General features: G+C 71.1%; 12 protein-coding genes. 10 read left to right on the plus strand and 2 right to left on the minus strand.

Annotated features, from left to right (window positions below; translation table 11 throughout):
- Nucleotides 1-48: 48 nt before the first annotated feature.
- Together ABS52_16215 and ABS52_16220 are read right to left on the minus strand one after the other, a co-directional pair.
- The gene (locus ABS52_16215) at nt 49-1,773 is read right to left on the minus strand and encodes a hypothetical protein (GenBank protein ID ODT01703.1); all 1,725 of its coding nucleotides are present in this window, start codon (nt 1,771-1,773) and stop codon (nt 49-51) included.
- Between the two features lie 45 nt (nt 1,774-1,818).
- Nucleotides 1,819-5,826 carry a hypothetical protein gene (locus tag ABS52_16220; protein ODT01704.1) on the minus strand — a complete coding sequence of 1,336 codons (4,008 nt, stop codon included), beginning with the start codon at nt 5,824-5,826 and terminating at the stop codon, nt 1,819-1,821.
- Between ABS52_16220 and ABS52_16225 the strand changes: the two genes are divergently transcribed.
- The 10 genes from ABS52_16225 (at nt 5,813) to ABS52_16270 (ending at nt 17,094) form a co-directional block, all read left to right on the plus strand.
- Nucleotides 5,813-6,559, plus strand: coding sequence for a hypothetical protein (locus ABS52_16225; GenBank protein ID ODT01705.1), 747 nt, complete (start codon nt 5,813-5,815; stop codon nt 6,557-6,559). The two genes, ABS52_16220 and ABS52_16225, sit on opposite strands and share 14 nt — an antisense overlap.
- A gap of 97 nt (nt 6,560-6,656) precedes the next feature.
- The gene (locus tag ABS52_16230) at nt 6,657-7,433 is read left to right on the plus strand and encodes a hypothetical protein (GenBank protein ID ODT01706.1); all 777 of its coding nucleotides are present in this window, start codon (nt 6,657-6,659) and stop codon (nt 7,431-7,433) included.
- Between the two features lie 162 nt (nt 7,434-7,595).
- A complete protein-coding gene (locus ABS52_16235; GenBank protein ODT01707.1) occupies nt 7,596-9,068 on the plus strand; it encodes a hypothetical protein in 1,473 nt (490 codons plus the stop codon).
- 15 nt (nt 9,069-9,083) lie between these two features.
- A complete protein-coding gene (locus ABS52_16240; protein ODT01708.1) occupies nt 9,084-10,355 on the plus strand; it encodes a hypothetical protein in 1,272 nt (423 codons plus the stop codon).
- A 74-nt stretch (nt 10,356-10,429) separates the two neighbouring features.
- On the plus strand, nt 10,430-11,173 hold the full coding sequence (locus tag ABS52_16245; protein ODT01729.1) for a macrolide ABC transporter ATP-binding protein: 744 nt from the start codon (nt 10,430-10,432) through the stop codon (nt 11,171-11,173).
- A gap of 5 nt (nt 11,174-11,178) precedes the next feature.
- Complete coding sequence (locus ABS52_16250; GenBank protein ODT01709.1) at nt 11,179-12,420, plus strand: hypothetical protein; 1,242 nt, start codon at nt 11,179-11,181, stop codon at nt 12,418-12,420.
- A 3-nt stretch (nt 12,421-12,423) separates the two neighbouring features.
- Nucleotides 12,424-13,689: a hypothetical protein gene (locus tag ABS52_16255; protein ODT01710.1), complete on the plus strand. Its 1,266-nt coding sequence runs from the start codon at nt 12,424-12,426 to the stop codon at nt 13,687-13,689.
- Between the two features lie 117 nt (nt 13,690-13,806).
- Nucleotides 13,807-15,048 (plus strand): hypothetical protein, encoded by a 1,242-nt coding sequence (locus ABS52_16260; protein ID ODT01711.1) that lies wholly within the window; start codon nt 13,807-13,809, stop codon nt 15,046-15,048.
- A gap of 9 nt (nt 15,049-15,057) precedes the next feature.
- On the plus strand, nt 15,058-16,302 hold the full coding sequence (locus ABS52_16265) for a hypothetical protein (protein ODT01712.1): 1,245 nt from the start codon (nt 15,058-15,060) through the stop codon (nt 16,300-16,302).
- A gap of 66 nt (nt 16,303-16,368) precedes the next feature.
- Nucleotides 16,369-17,094 (plus strand): bacillithiol biosynthesis deacetylase BshB1, encoded by a 726-nt coding sequence (locus ABS52_16270; GenBank protein ODT01713.1) that lies wholly within the window; start codon nt 16,369-16,371, stop codon nt 17,092-17,094.
- Nucleotide 17,095: the final 1 nt, after the last annotated feature.

The raw sequence follows: 17,095 nt of genomic DNA on the forward strand, positions 1-17,095 counted from the left end.
GCCGCTGGTGGCGCCCGACCGCCCCGCCGCGCGCGGGGCGGTCCGCGTTCACCCCAGCACCCGCCCCCACCACGACTCGCTCCGGCGCGCCTCCTGCTCCATCGCCTCCATGACCTCGCGCCAGGCGCGGCGCATCTCGCCGGCATCGGCGAACCGGGTCGCCGGGTCGGGCGAGAGCCCACGACGGATGAACGGGACCACCGGTGGCGGGAGCGCGCTGTCGTCGAATCGCCCGCCGAGCTGCTGGGCCAGGAGCGACTGGGCATCGCGCGCGTCGAACGGCGGCGTGCCGGTGAGGACGAAATACAGGATGGCCGCCACACCGAAACAGTCGACCGCCGGCCCCTGGGCCTCGCTCAGGAGCTGTTCGGGGGCGGCAAAGGCCGGCGTCCCGGTGGCCCCGGCCTGCTCGTCCTCGCCGCGCGCGATCCCGAAGTCGGTGATGCGCCAGCGCCGGTAGCGGTCGATCAGGATGTTCTCCGGCTTGAGGTCGCGATGCATGATCCCGTTGCCGTGCGCCGCGGTCAGCGCATCGAGGATCGCGTCGACCTGCGGTGCCACCTCGTCGAAGGGGCGCGCGCCGGCGCGGGCCACCAGGTCGGCCACCGAGCCCCCCTCGGCCAGCTCCATGGTGTACCACGAGACCTCGCCGCGCGCGTCCCAGTCGTAGATCGGGATGATGGCCGGATGCGCCAGCATCGCCGCGAGCCGCGCCTCGCGACGAAAGCGCGCCACCGCCTCCTCATCCTGCGCCACCGCCGGGTGCAACATCTTGAGCGCGACCTCACGCTCCAACGACAGGTCACGCGCCCGCCACACGCTCCCGAACGTCCCCTTCCCGAGGAAGCCGAGGATCTCGTAGTCATCGCCCACCGCCCAGCGGAGCCGCCCCTCATCGCTCAGGGCGCTCGGGATCGCCGGGGCACTGACGAACATGGAGCGCGCCCCGCTCACCCGCTCCAGCGCGCGCAGCATCGACGACACGGAGCGGTGCCGCGACGCCGGGTCGGGGGCAAGGGCATGGTCCAGGATGTGGGCCAGCGCCTGTGGCGTCTCCGGGCGCAGGAGGCGCACCGGGGGGACCTCCGTGCCGCGGGGGAGCTCGCCGGTCAGCGCCATGAAGCAGGTGGCCGCCAGCTGCCACTGATCCGAGGCGAGCGTGGGGGACCACTCCCCCTCCCCCCACTCGGGCGCCATCGGCGTCCAGCGACGATCCGGGATGTGCCCCTCCGGCACCTCGTGCTTCGGAAGCGCCCACTGCCATCCCAGCAGCCAGTAGCGCCCCGACGGCGCCGCCCACACCACTTCGGGGGCGAGGCCCCCGTGCGTCTGTCCCGAGTCGTGGAGGTACGCCACCGTGGAGCCGATCGCGCGGATCATGCGCATCACCGCCGGGATGTCCTCGGGACCCATGCGGCGCACGCGCGCGCCGATGGTCTCCGCGGAGATCCAGCGCCGCAGGTAGCCCGGGCCGCGCTTGCTCTGGGAATGCGGCGCCCAGTAATGGTACGTCGTCGGGATCGCGGGGTGATTGCGGTGCGCGAGGTAGCGCGCCTCGAGCGCGAGCCAGCCGATGTGCGACGGGTCGGGGGCGCTGACCAGCGACAGCGATCGCCCCAGCGCGTCGCGCACTTCCTGGTAGTGGCGATACTCCATGAAGACCCCCTCGCTCCCCCACGCCCATTCCTGGGGGAGCTCCCAGCTGCGCAGGTGCGCCGGGAGCTCGTACGCGACGCGGTTCGGGACGTCGGACGCCGGCGACGGCGGTCGCACCGCCCGTACTCCGTCGAAAGGGGTCGAAGACATGCGGGAAAGCTGTTACGAGACGGGCGCCGGAACCAGCGTCACTCGCACGATTGTTCCCTGCGGCGCGGCCGGGACGAGCTGGATCGTCCCGCCCCACGAGTCCACGAGCCGCCGGGAGATGGCCAGGCCCAGCCCGCTGCCGCTGGTCCTGGTCGAGAAATGCGGCTCGAAGACGCGCGGGAGGACATCGGGGTCGATCCCGTCGCCGTTGTCCTCCACCTCGACGGTCACCCGCTCCCCCTCGCGCCGTCCGCGCACGACCACCCGGGTGGCGTTGGCGTGGCGCGCATTCTCGAGAAGGTTGAGGAGGACCTCCCGCAGTTCGTCGGGGCGCGAGATGGCGGGCAGGTCATCGCCTTCCGCCTCGACGATCCATTCCACCCCCGAGTCGCCCATCCGCTCGAGCGCGACGACGTCGCGGACCACGGCGGCGACGTCGACCCGCTCGCCCGCGTCACGCTCGCCCGGCGCCGTCCCGAACTTGGAGAAGGAGCGCGCGATCTCGTCCAAGCGATCGATCTCGTCCAGGATGCGCGACACGTTGCGCTCGAGGATCGCATCGAAATCGTCGCGGCGGTCGGCGTGTGCGCGGCGCAGGTGCTGCACGCCGAGTCGAATGGGGGTGAGCGGGTTCTTGATCTCGTGGGCGACCTGGCGGGCCATCTCACCCCACGCGAAGACGCGCTGCGCCCGCGCCACGTCGGTGACGTCGTCGAGGGTGAGGACCACGCCGCCCCCGCCGCTCGCCAGTCGCGTCAGGCGGGCCCGCACCTGGCGCCCGCGGTGCTCGAGGTCGAAGGCGTGGTCCTCGCCTTGCGAGGTGTCGCGCGCGAAGGACGTCAGGTGTGCATGGAGCGCCGGAACCCCGAGACGCTCGAGCGTGTCGCCCGGCGCCACCGCGCGACCGACGATGCGGTCGGCCTGCGCGTTGGCCAGGGTCACGGTCCCGTCGAGGTCGCAGGCAATGACACCGCTCGCCACGTTGCGGAGCACGGTCTCGGTGCGACGCTGCGCCTCCTCCAGCGCCGTGCGCGAGGCACCGAGGTCGGTGGCCATCTGCCGGAACGCGGTGTACACCGGGCGGAATTCGTACGGGGGGAGCGAGCCGAGCGACGGCAGGGAGCTGCGCCCCCCGGCGACGTCGAGGGCGGCGGCGCGGAGCGCGCCGATGGGGGCCGCGAACCCCCGTGCCACGAGCCCGCTGAGCCAGAGCGCCGCGAGCGCGCCGAGGGCCGTGGCGAAGGCGACCAGCACGCCGAGATCGTTGCGCTGCCGCTCGAGGGTGAGCTCGCTTCGCCTGGCGGGGGCCGCGAGGATGAGGCGCTCGCTCCTGGCGTCCATCAGCACCCGATACCCCACCAGCGTCGTCACGCCCCCCACCGAGATCCGCCGGTTCGCCGCCATCTCCTCGCCTAACGCGACGCCCTGCGCCGCGACCGGGTCGAGGTAGCGCCCCAGCGGGACGAGGGCGTCGTACAGCTCGTCGCTCGAGCGCGCCAGGCGCCCCCCCGCGTACAGGAAGAGCGGCGTGTCGAGCCGGCGCCCCTCCTCCGCCAGCCGGCCCACGTCGCTGGTGGCCGCCACCGCCCGGAGCGTCTCGCTGACGAGGAGCTCGCGCGACAGCCGATCCTCGTCTTGCAGCCGGCGGTACGTCCAGGTGGTGAAGGCGGCCGCCGGGAGGACGAAGGCCCCGAAGAGGGCCACCGAGAGGCGCGTGCGATAGCTCGCGCGCCAGCGCCGGACCCGCACGCGCGCCCACCGCCACAGGGCGCCGTCGGCGGCTGCGGCCAGGGTCCAGAGGAGGGCGACGACGGCCAGGTCGATGAGCACCAGCAGCGCCCCGCGCTGCACGAGCGCGTCGAGCGAGCGGAGCTCGACCTCGGCGTGGGCCCGCATGTCGCCGCGCCCCCCCGCGATCCGCCAGTCACCGTGCAGCTCGTCACCGATGCGCACCCACCGCGGCGCGGCGCCGATCCCGGCGTCGCGCGCCAGCGAGGTTACGGCGAGCCGGTACGGGGGCTCGACCAGCGACGGGACCTCCAGGCCGAGCAGCGCGGCGAACGGGGCGTCGCCGATGAGTCGCGTCCGCGGCGACACGACCACGGTCACCACGCGCCCGGAATCGAGCGGGGCCGCCAGGAGCAATTGCACCCCCTGCGCCGACGGCGCCTCCCGCACCAGGGCACGCCCCGCCGCGGCGGCCTCCGCGACCACCGCGCGCTCTCCCTCGGGACGCCGCTCGAAGTCGGCGACCACCAGCTCCGCCTCCGGCGTGATGGAATCGGCGCGCCACGTCGCCAGCTCCATCGGATTCCCCGACGCCGCGAGATCGGAGGCGACGTACAGGCGCAACAGGTCGACGCGGGTCCGCGGGGCCGGGGCGCGCGCCAGGTCGTCGGCGAAGCGCTCCAGGAGGCGCTGCGTCTCCCCATCGGGCGTGCCAAGCCCGCGCACGTCGCCCTCGGCCAGGGCCAGGCGCGCACGCGCGACCTCCCCCCACGCCAGGGTCGCGGCGCCACAGGCGGCGACGAACGACGCCTGGAGGACGAACCACCGCGTGCGCCTGGCGAACGCCAGCGCCCCCATCGCCACGATCCAGATCAGGGGGTACCACGACGGCCAGCGCCCGGGCGGCTCCCACAGCGGCTGGGCGGCCAGCGCGGCGAGCGCGGCCAGGGCCGGCGCCAGCACGGCCGGGAGCCGCGAACGCCCCCGCATCGCGACACGTCCCGCCTCCCCCGCCGCCAGCAGCAACGCGGTGGCCGCCAGGAAGAGCGACACCTCCCACGCCACCCACAGCGTCGCCGGAATCCCGCGGGACGGCGGCGCGATGCCCCGCGACAGGTCGCGCAGGAGGAAGGGGGCGACCGCGAGCAGGACGACGGCCGCCACCGGCGCGGCCGCGCGCCCCCATCGCCTGGCGCGCACCCGCCGCCGCCCCAGCACGGCGAGCACGGCGATCGCCGCGGTGATCGCCAGGGCACCGACGCTGGCCGTGAAGGGAGCCCCGCGCGCGGCATAGAAGAACGACGGATCGAAGACGGCGGCGCGGTTCGACAGCGCCGACAGCGGCATGATCCAGACGAGCGCGACGCCGACCCCTAACGTGGCGAAGCGCCACCACAGCGGCGCCGGCCGGCGCCAGGCCACGGCCAACGCCGCAAGGAGGGCCACCCCCAACGCCACGGCACCACGCAGCCGCGCGCGCTCCTCCACTTGCAGCCGCGCCGGACCGGCTCCCAAGGGGGCGCTGCGCGCCCAGAGCTCCGGTACGGCGTGCGGCGCCATGCGCGTGAACCCCTCCACCCTCCCGGGGGCCAGGTCGAAGCCGGCGATCCCCTCGCGCTCCGCGACGACGGCGCCAAGGCTCCGCGCCAGGCGGTCCGCCGGCGGCGACGCCGACAGCACGCGCATCACGACCGCCCGACGCTCGCCCCGCGCTGCCGACGCGAAGGCAACGGTGTAGAACTCCGACCACGCCACCCCCGTCGAGTCCACCAGCGGTTCCACCGCGACGCGTACCGGCCCCATCCAGGTGGTGGCCCGCGGCCCGTCGAACACGACCGCCGACACCTCCCCCAGCGAAGGCGAGGGGAGCAGGTCCTCGAGCGCCGGGAACCGTTCCTGCGCGTCGGCCGGGATCTCGAGCGCTCGCCCTGCCGCGGCGCGCAGACGCCCGAAGTCCTCGTCGAGGACCGCCGCGAAGGCACGCTCGGCGCGCTCGGCCCGGCCCTGCTCGTACGACGCCCAGTCGCGTGCGATTGAACGAAACGCGCCAGCCGCGATCCACCCCTCGGCCGAGAACCAGGCCAGCGCGAGGGTCGCCGCCCAGGCCACGATGCGGCGACGCCCGCGCATGGACAGGAGCACCGCGACGGCGATGGCTCCCGTGGCGCCGATGAGATATGGTTCGCCCCACGTGCGCAGCCAGAGCGCGCCGAGGACGATCGCCCCGGACGCCGAGGCGAGCCACCCGAGGGTGAACCGATTACTCGACGACCCTGTCATGCCCGATCCCATCGCCGACCGCGCCCCTGCCCCCCTGCGATTGAAGGAGTTGCGCCCGGGCGACGTTGCAGCCGTCCTCGCGCGTGACCCGCGCCTCATCATCCCGGTGGGAACCTGCGAGCAGCACGGCCCTCACCTGCCGATGGGGTGCGACACGCTGATCGTCGAGGCGCTCGCCGACGAGCTGTCGGCGGAGATGCAGGTCCTGCGCGCGCCCACGGTGGAGTACGGGGTCAACACCCAGCACGAGCGGGTGGTCCCGGGCAACGCGACCCTGCGCCGGAAGTCGCTCCTGCGCGCCCTGAACGATCTCACCGACGATTGGGAGGCGGGCGGGGTGCGCGAGTTCATCTTCCTGACCGCCCACGGCTATGAGGGGCATCAGGAGGCGCTGTCCACGGTGATCACGAAGGGAGCGCGCGTGCGGGTCGTGGACATCCTGGCGATCGATCTCTCTGACCTGACGGTAAGTGGCATCGGTCCGTTGCACGGCGATGAGGTGGACACGTCGCTCCTGCTGCACCTCGCCCCCCATCTCGTTCGCATGGACCTGGCGCAGGATTATATGATCACTCCGGAGGCACTCCGGCGATACCGCCGAACGTCGCTGAAGGTCCCGGCGGCCAGTGCGGGGTCGATAGGGCGCCCTTCGGTGGCCAGTGCGGAAACCGGTGCCGCGATCTACACGCGAATATGGTCCAGGATTCGCGAACGTATCCTCTTGACCCCTCCCCCGGCGGAGTGAGGCCCCTGCCAGGATGACAGTCCTCTCGCGGCCAGTGGGGAGTGACCGAGGAGGTGCCTGAACGGGTCTACCGGTTCAGGGTACTATCTTTCATCGCATGAGACATAGACTGCTCGGACTCGCCGCCGCACGTGCCGCCGCAAGTGCCACCGCACGTGCCACCGCACGTGCCACCGCACGTGCCACCGCACTCGCCGCCGGAGTCGCGGTCGGACTCGCGGTCGCGGCCCAGACCGTCGCGGCGCAGAGCGCCCAGATCATCGATCAGGGCAGCTTCACGATTTCCGTGAACGGCCAGCGCGCGGGGCGTGAGGAATTCCGTATCGAGGGGACACCCACCGGGACGGGGGCGCTGGAGTACGTGGCTCGCGCGACGGTGGTGTTCGGCGACCGGCGGTTGATCCCCGCCCTGCGCTCCGATTCCATGGGCGCCCCTTCGGACTACCAGGTCGAGAGCCGTGGGACCACGACGGGCTCCGAGCGGTGGAGCGGGAAGATCATGCGCGGGCGCGTGAGCGCCAGGATCAACAACGCCCGCGGCGAATCGGCCAAGGAATACATCGTCACCGACGGGGCGATCATCCTCGACGACGACGTCTTTCACCAGTACTACTTCGCGGCCCGGCACGCTCCGCAGACGAGCGTGGCGGTGGTCGTCCCACGCCGGAACGCGCAGCTGGTCATGCGCCTGACGTCGGCCGGGAACGAGCGCGTCACGATCGGGACGAAGGAGCTCGAGGCGCGCCACCTGGTGCTCACCGAGGCGTCGGGGGCGACGCGCGACGTCTGGATCGACGGGAAGGGGCGGGTGCTGAAGGTCGCGATCCCCTCGCGCAACATCGTCGCCCTGCGGGACGACCCACCCGCGCCGTAGGGGGTCCCGAGTCGGGGAGGCTCGGGAGGCGCCCGGCCAGGACGACACGGCAACGCCCCGTCTTCACGCGGGGCGTTGTGCCTTTTTCCGGACAAGTGAAACCCTGCTCCTCCCGGGATCGTACACCCAGCAGACTTTCCAACCTCAGGCACCCGGCATTCCATGCGACGACTGATCTGCACGCTGCTCGTACTTGCCACCGCGCCCGCCGTGCCGGCGCAGGCCCCGACGAGCGGCCCAGTGCTCACGCTCGACGAGGCCATCCGGCTGGCGGTTCGCAACAATCCGCAGTACCTGCAATCGGGGTCGAACCGTACCCGAGCCGCCGCCGCGCTGCGCACGGCCACCGGCCAGCTCCTCCCCTCGGTGCGGACGTCGTTCGGGTCGAGCTACCGCGAGGGGCGCCAGCAGTTCTTCGCCGGGCAGGCGTTCGGTTCCACGTCGGACGTGCTCTCGTCGAGCGCCGACCTCGGGGTGGACCTTGCCATCAGCGCCGCCTCGCTGATGGCGCGCAAGCAGCAGCGGGCCAACCTCGACGCCGCCGAGTCGGACATGACGAGTGCCGAGGCCACGCTCCGCGCCAACGTGATCACGCAGTACCTCAACGTCCTCCAGGCGCAGGCGCGCGCCTCGCTGCAGGACACGCTCCTCCGCTCCACGCAGGCGCAGCTGGAGCTGGCCCGCGCGCGGCAGCAGGTGGGGGCGGCCACGACGCTCGACGTCCGCCGCGCCGAGGTGGCGGTGGGGCAGCAGCAGGTGGCCGTGCTCCGCGAGCGCAACGCCGTCGAGGTGGAGAAGCTGCGCCTCTTCCAGCAGCTCGGGGTGGAGCAGCCGGCGGGGGTGACGCTGTCCAGCGAGTTCACGATCCGCGAGCCGACGTTGCAGCTCGAGTCGCTGCTGCAGCAGGCCCGCACCGGCAATCCCTCCCTGGGGGCGCTGCGTTCGCGCGAGCGCGCCAGCGAGGTCGGCGTGGCGAGCGCCCGCTCGGCCTACTTCCCGTCGCTGTCGCTCAGCTCCGGGGTCAGCGGCTTCTCGCAGCAGCTCCGCAACATCGACGGGAGCATCTCCGACATGCGGGCCGCGACGCTGGCCCAGCAGCGGTCGTGCCTGACGCAGGACTCCCTGCGCGTCGGGGCAGGACTCCCGAGCATCCTGCAGCAGTGTTCGGCGATCGCCTTCACCGACGCGCAGGCGTCGGCCATGCGCGACGCCAATGCCCAGTTTCCCTTCAAGATGACGCGCTCGCCGTTGCAGCTCTCGGCGCAGCTGTCGCTCCCGATCTTCGACGGCTTCACCCGCGAGCAGCGGATCCAGGAGGCGACGGCGTCGCGGAACGACGCGCGCTACCGCGTGCGCGAGCAGGAGCTGAAGCTCACCGCCGACGTGACGTCGGCATACCGCAACCTGGTGACGGCGTACCAGACGGTGCGCCTGCAGGAACAGAACGCGGTGGCGGCGCGCGAGGCGCTGGCCCTCGCGCAGGAGCGCTTCCGCGTGGGCGCCAACACCTTCGTGGACGTGACACAGGCGCGCGGTGACTACGAGCGCGCCGAGACGGAACGCATCAACGCCATCTACGATTTTCACAAGGCTTTCGCCGCGCTCGAGGCGGCGGTGGGCCGTCCCCTGCGATAACCGAGGACGAACGCAATGAGCAAGCGCATGAAGTGGGGCCTGGGCATCGTGGCCGTTGCCGCCGTGGTCGGCGTGGTCGCGGCGCGCGCCCGCGGCGGCGACAAGGCCACCGAAGTCCGCATCGAGTCGGTGCAGAAGCGCGACCTCGTCGCCTCGGTGACCGCCAGCGGCCAGGTGCAACCGGTCACGAAGGTGGACGTGGCGGCCGACATCAGCGGGCGCATCGTGCGCCTTGCGGTCAAGGAGGGGGAGATCGTCAAGAAGGGGCAGTTCCTCCTCGAGATCGATCCGGCGCAGTACCAGGCCGCGGTGCAGCGTTCCGAGGCGGCGCTGGCGTCGGCGAAGGCATCGGCCGCCCAGGCCCGGGCCAACCTGCTCCAGGCGCAACGCAACTACGAACGCTCGCTGGAGATCAAGAAGTCGAACGCGGCGCTCATCTCGGAGGAGTCGCTGGAGCAGCTGAAGACCGCCGTCGAGGTGAACACGGCGTTGTTCGAGGCGGCCACGCAGAACGCCGACCAGTCGGCCGCCTCCCTGCGCGAGGCGCGGAGCAACCTGGCCCGCACGACCATCCTCGCGCCCATGTCGGGGAAGATCACGCGCCTGGCCGTCGAGCAGGGCGAGACCGCGGTCCCCGGGACGTTCAACAAGGACGCGGCCACGCTCCTCACCATCGCCGACCTCTCGGTCTTCGAGACGAAGGTCAAGGTCGACGAGACCGACGTCGCGCGCATCTCGCTGGGCGACTCGGCGGTGATCCAGATCGACGCCTTCCCCGACACGACGTTCGTCGGCAAGGTGGTCGAGATCTCGAACAGCTCGGTCAAGTCGGCGTCGACCTCCACGACGGAGCAGGCGATCGACTACGAGGTCACCATCCAGCTCATGAATCCCCCGGCCGAGACGCGTCCGGACTTCTCGGCGACCGCGAAGATCGTGACCGACACGCGCGACGCGGTCCTCACGATCCCGATCATCGCCCTCACCGTGCGGGAGAACGAGGCGATCGGCGCCGACACGGCCGGGATTCCCGGGCAGCCCAGGCAGAAGGAGGTCGGGAAGCGGGACGTGGAGGGGGTCTTCGTGGTCGGCACCGACAACAAGGTCACCTTCCGCCCCGTCAAGGTCGGGATCGCCGGCGACAAGTACTTCGAGGTCGTCTCCGGGGTGAAGGACGGGGAGCGCATCGTCGGTGGCACCTATCAGGCGATTCGCGAGTTGAAGGATGGAGCGCTGGTGAAGGAACCGAAGGCCGACAAGAAGACCGAGACGGGAGCCAAGTCGTGAGCGACAAGCATGCGGACGCCATCCTGAGCGCCACCGGGGAGCACTCGCTGAGCACCACCGCCGAGCGCGAGGCGGTGGTCCAGGCCCCCGGTGCGACCCCCGGCAAGGACTGGGTCATCGTGACGCGCGGGCTCAAGCGCGAGTACGACATGGGGGGGGAAATCGTCCGCGCGCTGCGCGGCGTCGACCTGGCCATTCGCCGCAACGAGTACGTGGCGATCATGGGCCCGTCGGGGTCGGGCAAGTCGACGCTGATGAACCTGATCGGCTGTCTCGACACGCCGACGGCGGGCGAGTACTGGCTCAACGGGACGCTCGTCTCGAAGATGAGCGACGACGAGCTGGCCCGCGTGCGCAACAAGGAGATCGGGTTCGTCTTCCAGACGTTCAACCTCCTGCCGCGGGCCACGGCGCTGCACAACGTCGAGCTGCCGCTGGTGTACGCCGGCATGTCGTCGGACGAGCGGAAGCGCCGCGCCAAGCTGGCGCTCGAGCAGGTGCAACTCGATCACCGCATGCATCACCGGCCCAACGAGCTGTCCGGCGGCCAGCGGCAGCGCGTGGCCATCGCCCGGGCGCTGGTGAACAACCCGTCGATCCTGCTGGCCGACGAGCCGACGGGGAACCTGGACTCGCAGACTTCCGAGGAGATCATGCGGGTGTTCGAGAGCCTCGCCGACTCGGGGCAGACGGTCATCATGGTGACGCACGAGCCCGACATCGCCGCCCACGCGCGCCGCGTGGTGGTGCTCCGTGACGGCGTGATCGCGTCCGACGACCGTCGTTCGGCCTTCAAGCAGTCGATGGGCATCTCGTAGCGCACGTGCCATTCCTCGAAGCCATCCGGCTGGCGTTCGCGCAGATCCGGGTGCAGAAGCTGAAGAGCTTCTTCACCCTGCTCGGGGTGATGATCGGCGTGATGTTCCTCATCGCGGTGGTCAGCATCGTGGAGGGAATGAGCAAGTACATGGAGGAGGACTTCGCCGGGAAGATGCTCGGCGTGAACTCCTTCACGCTGCGACGCCGCCCCAACGCCAATTTCGGCAACGTCAGCGACGCGCAGTGGCGCGAATACCAGCGGCGCCCGCTGATCTACAAGTCCGACGTCGACCTCGTGCGCCCGGTCCTCCCCGGCGGCGTGCACGCGTCGGTCGAGAACATGACGTTCGCCTACGCGACCACGCCCTTCGCCCGTCCCCGGCAGGTGCAAGCCGTGGGCGCCGAGGCGTCGTATTTCGACATCAAGGGATACAAGCTCACCGCCGGGCGCACCTTCACGTCGCAGGAGGTCTCGTACGGGAGCAGGGTGATCGTGATCGGGACCGAGGTGGCCGAGCACTTCTTCCCGGCCCTCGACCCGCTCGGGCGCGCGTTGCGCATCGGGGGCGTCCCCTACCAGGTGGTCGGCCTGCTGGAGAAGCAGGGGTCGCTGTTCGGCTTCTCGCTCGACCGGCTGGCCATCGCCCCCTGGACGTCGCCCATCTCGCGCGCCACCAACCCGCGCGGCGACATCGACGGATTCCTCGTGAAGGCGCCCAACGCCGTGCTCCTCGCCGAGGCGATGGAGGAGACGCGGAGCGTGATGCGCGCGTCGCGCCGCCTGGCGCCCGCCGTCCCCGACAACTTCGCCCTCGAATCGTCGGAATCGGCCCTCACCTTCTTCGCCCGGCTCAAGGGACAGATGGTCGCCTTCGGCACCGCCCTCCCCGCCATCGGCCTCATCGTGGGGGCGATCGTGATCATGAACATCATGCTGGTGGCGGTCGCCGAGCGCACGCGGGAGATCGGGATCCGCAAGGCGCTGGGGGCCAAGCGCCGCGACATCATGCGGCAGTTCCTCGTGGAGTCGGCGTCGCTCAGCGTCCTCGGCGCTGCGTTAGGCATCACGCTCGGCATCGGGATGGCCAAGATCGTCTCGGCCGTCTCGCCGCTCCCCGCCCGGGTGGCCCCGTGGTCGATCCCGATGGCGGTGCTGCTGGGCGCCGGCGTCGGGATCGTGGCCGGGCTCTACCCCGCCAGCCGCGCGGCGCGCCTCGACCCCATCGCCGCCCTCCGGCAGGAGTAGCCCGTGCAGATTGCAGACCGGGTCCTCTCGGCGCTCGAGGGGGTGTCGATCGCCCTCGACGCCATTCGCGCCAATCGCGTGCGCGCCGCCCTCACCATCCTCGGCGTCGCCGTCGGCGTCTTCGTCGTGGTCGCGATGTCGGCGACCATCCACGGCATCACCCTGTCGTTCCAGTCGGACCTGGACGAGTTCGGCGCCACGTCGTTCATGGTGCGGCGCCAGAACGTGGGGATGAATGCCTGCGACGGGACGGACGAGAGCTGCCCCGACAGGCGCAACCCGCCCATCACCGTCACCGAGTGGCGCCTCATCGAACGGCTCCCGTCGGTCGCTGCCTCGACCCCGTGGGTGTTCGGGAGCGCCGGCGTCAGCTACCGCAACAATTCGCTGGCGTCGGTCAACTACGAGGGGTACGGCCCGCGCTGGCTCGAGACCGACGGCGGCGACATCTTCCCCGGCCGCAACTTCACCGCGGCGGAGAACGACAACGCCGCCTCCGTCGTCATCCTGAACGACACGCTCTCCAAGCAGCTGTTCGGCCAGTCCGACCCGATCGGGAAGCTGGTCCTGATGAACGGCCAGCAGTTCCTGGTGATCGGGATCTACCAGGCCAAGGGGGGGTTCCTGAAGTCGATGGACGGGCGCGGCCCCGACACGCCGCGCGCCATCGTCCCCGTCGAGACCGCGCGTCGCAAGCTCAACGCCTGGATGCGGTCGATGATGATCAACGTCAAGCCGCGGCCGGGCGTGTCGCGCGACTACGCCATGGACGAGGTGACGGCCACCATCCGGGCCCACCGCGGGATGCGCCCCGGCCAGCGCAACAACTTCTACGTGGTCGGGCAGGACCGCATCGTCGAGGTCTTCAACCAGCTGTTCGGCGCGATCTTCCTGGTCACCCTCGTCCTGTCGGCCGTCGGCCTCCTCGTGGGAGGCGTGGGGGTCGTGGCCATCATGATGATCTCGGTCACCGAACGCACCCGCGAGATCGGCGTGCGGAAGGCGCTCGGCGCCACGCGGGCCACGATTCTCTGGCAGTTCCTCGTCGAGGCGGCCACCCTCACCAGCATCGGGGCGGCGATCGGGCTGGGTGGGGGGGCGCTCCTCGCGATCGGGATCCGCACCTGGACCAGCATCCCGGCCTCGGTCCCCATCCCCGCCGTGGTCGCCGCGCTCGTGGGGAGTGCCTTCACCGGGATTCTCTTCGGGATGGCCCCCGCCGCCCGAGCCGCCAACCTCGACCCGGTGGAGGCGCTGCGGTACGAGTAGGGGGCGTCACGAGGGGAGTCGGCGGGCGGCGGATGGCGCTTGCGGCCGGGGCGATCATGTGAATTGATTCACGTGATCGCCCCGTTGTCGTCTTCCCGTCTTCTGCTCCTCTCGCACTTGCGCTTCGCCGACGTCGTCACGATGGCCCTGGCGCAGATCCGCGCCAACAAGCTGCGGTCGTTCTTCACGCTGCTCGGCATCATCGTCTCGGTGGCGTTCCTCGTCGCGGTGATCGCGATCATCCAGGGGATGAACGCGTACGTGCAGGAGAACGTGGCCGACGCCATGATCGGGTCGAACACCTTCATGGTGCGGCGCTCGCCGGTGAACGTGGGGCGGGTGAGCGACGCGGAGATGGAGCGGGTGGCCCGTCGCCCGAAGATCACGCCGCGCGATGCGGAGGCCGTGGCGGCCGCGATCCCCGAGGCCCAGGCGGTCGCCTTCCAGTCGGGGTGGCCCACGCCCCGCGCCGACATCATCTGGCGCAACCAGCGGGTGGCCGACGTGATCCTGTTCGGCGTCTCGGAGGGCTTTCAGGCGGTGCAGGACTACCGGGTCGAGGCGGGGCGCGCCCTGGGCTCCATGGACGTCGCGGCGCGCCGTGCGGTCCTCGTCATCGGCCACGACGTCGCCGAGGCGCTCTTCCCCAACGTGTCGGCGGTCGGCAAGAGCGTTCGTGTGATGGGCGAGCAGTTCGAGATCATCGGGGTCAACGCCGGGAAGGGGAAGGTGCTGGGGCAGTCGTTCGACACGTATGCGCTGATGCCCACGACGCGCTTCGAGATGCTGTTCGGGCGCCGCGGGACCACGACGGTCTCGGTGAAGATGGCACGCGCCGACCAGGTGGCACCCGCCATGGCGCGCGCCGAGGAGGCGATGCGCATCGTGCGCGGGCTGCGTCCGGGCGAGGAGAACGATTTCGCGATCGAGACCTCGGCCGCGCTCGTCGACTTCTGGAAGACGCTGACGCGCCTCCTCTTCGCGATCATCCCCGCCGTGGTGGGGATCGGCGTGGTGGTCGGCGGGATCGTGATCATGAACATCATGCTGATGTCGGTCACCGAGCGCACGCACGAGATCGGGATCCGCAAGGCGGTCGGCGCGCGCCGGGGCGACATCGAGCGGCAGTTCCTGTGGGAGGCGGTGGTCCTCGCGACGTTGGGCGGAATCATCGGCGTGGCGTCGGGGTGGCTCTTCGCGACCGCGATCGCCGCGGCCTCGCCGCTCCCGGCGCGCGTGACCCTGTGGTCGGTGGGGCTCTCGGTGGCGCTCGGCGCGGGAGTGGGAATCGTCTTCGGGGTGTATCCGGCGCGCCGCGCCGCGCAGCTGGACCCGATCACGGCCCTGCGGGCCGAATAGGACCGCCGCATGCGCCTCCTCGACCAGCTGCAAGAGAACGTCGGCATCGCCATCGACGCGATGCGCGGCGCGAAGCTGCGCGCCGGGCTGACGATCCTGGGGGTCGTCATCGGGGTCAGCTCGGTGATGTCGATGGCCACGATCGTGAAGGGGATCGAGGGGCAGATCATCAGCACCATCGAGCGCGCCGGCCCCACGACGTTCTACGTCTTCAAGGCCTACAGCGGGACCCCGGTGAACCCCGACGCCCTCCCGGCGTGGATCCGCATCCGTCCCGACCTGGAGATACGGGAGGCCGAGCGCATCGCCCGCCTCCCCGAGGTGAGCTATGCCGGGCTGTGGGGGCTGGTGAACGGACGCCTGGAGTACGGCGACGTGCGCACGCAACCCAATCGCATCTACGGCGCGGACGACCACTTCAGCGACATCATGGGGGGCGAGCTGGTGCTGGGGCGCTGGTTCTCGCGCTCGGAGCTGGCGAGCGGCGCCAATGTCGCGGTCCTCCCCGAGGACCTGGCGCGCGAGATCTTCGGGCGGCGAAATCCGCTGGGGATGACGGTGCGCGTCGGGGGGCGCCCGGCGGAGGTGATCGGGCTCTTCCAGCCCGCGACGAACGTCTTCGAGCCTCCCGGGGCCGAGACACTGGCCATCGTCCCGTACCGCACGCTCGACCAGCAGTTTCCGCTCGACAAGGCGAATGCGGTCTTCATCGCGGTGAAGGGGCGCACGGGGATCCCGGTGGCCGACACGCAGGAAGCGGTGATGATCGCCCTCCGCGAGATGCGGCGCCTGCGCCCGGCGGAGAAGAACAACTTCGACTTCGTCACCCAGGACCAGATTCTGCAGATCTTCGACCGCCTCACGGGGGCATTCTTCCTCGTGATGGTGTCGCTCTCCTCCGTGGGGCTCCTCGTGGGCGGCATCGGCGTGATGGCGATCATGATGGTGTCGGTGACCAGCCGGACACGGGAAATCGGCGTGCGCAAGGCGTTAGGCGCGACGCGGCGCGACATCATGCTGCAGTTCCTCTTCGAGGCGGCAACGCTGACGGGGATCGGCGGGCTCGTGGGGATCGCGATGGGGCTCGGCATCGGGCGGCTGATCGCATCGTTCATGGACGTCGAGGCCCCGACGCCGGTCGCCATCACCGTCGTGGCCGTCCTCGTGTCGATCGGGATCGGCCTCGTGTTCGGGCTCATCCCCGCGCGGCGCGCCGCGCGACTGGACCCGGTGGAGGCGCTGCGATATGAATAGGGCAGAAGACGAGCGGACGGGAAGACGAGCAGACGAGTGGCGCCCGGCGCGATACATTCCTCCCGCATGACGTCCCTCGACCTCCTCGCCATCGTCGCGCATCCCGACGACGCCGAGCTGACCTGCGGCGGAACGCTCATCAAGGCGGCGCGGATGGGGCGGCGTACCGGCATCCTCGACCTGACGGCGGGGGAGATGGGGTCGCGCGGCTCGGCGGAGCTGCGTGCCCGCGAGGCGACCGAAGCCAACGCCATCCTCGGCGTCGCCGTGCGCGAGACGCTGGGACTTCCCGACAGCGGCATCACCAACACCCCGGACACGCGACGGCTGCTGGCCGGCGCGCTCCGCCGGCTGCAGCCGCGCGTCGTGATCGCCCCCGCCCCGGCGCCGTATGGCCGGCATCCCGACCACCGCGTGGCGGCAGAGCTGATCCGCGACGCGGTCTTCGTGTCGGGGCTTCGCAAGCTCGACGACGCGCACCCGCCGTTCCGGCCGCACAAGGTGGTGCACGCCATCACCTATCGCGAAGACCACCTGAAGCCGACCTTCGTGGTCGACATCAGCGACACCTTCGAGGAGAAGCTGGCGGCGATCCGCTGCTATGGCTCGCAGTTCGACGACGCGGTGCAGGCCGGCGAGGTCTACCCCAACGGCGAGCCGCTGTACGACATCGTGCGGCACCAGGCCGCGCACTACGGGTCGCTGATCCGCGTGCGGTACGGGGAGCCGTTCTACACCACCGAGACCATGCGGGTCGACGACATCACCACCCTCGCGGTGTCCACGTTCTGAC

It is taken from the genome of Gemmatimonadetes bacterium SCN 70-22 (assembly GCA_001724275.1).
In the GTDB taxonomy this organism is placed as follows: domain Bacteria; phylum Gemmatimonadota; class Gemmatimonadetes; order Gemmatimonadales; family Gemmatimonadaceae; genus SCN-70-22.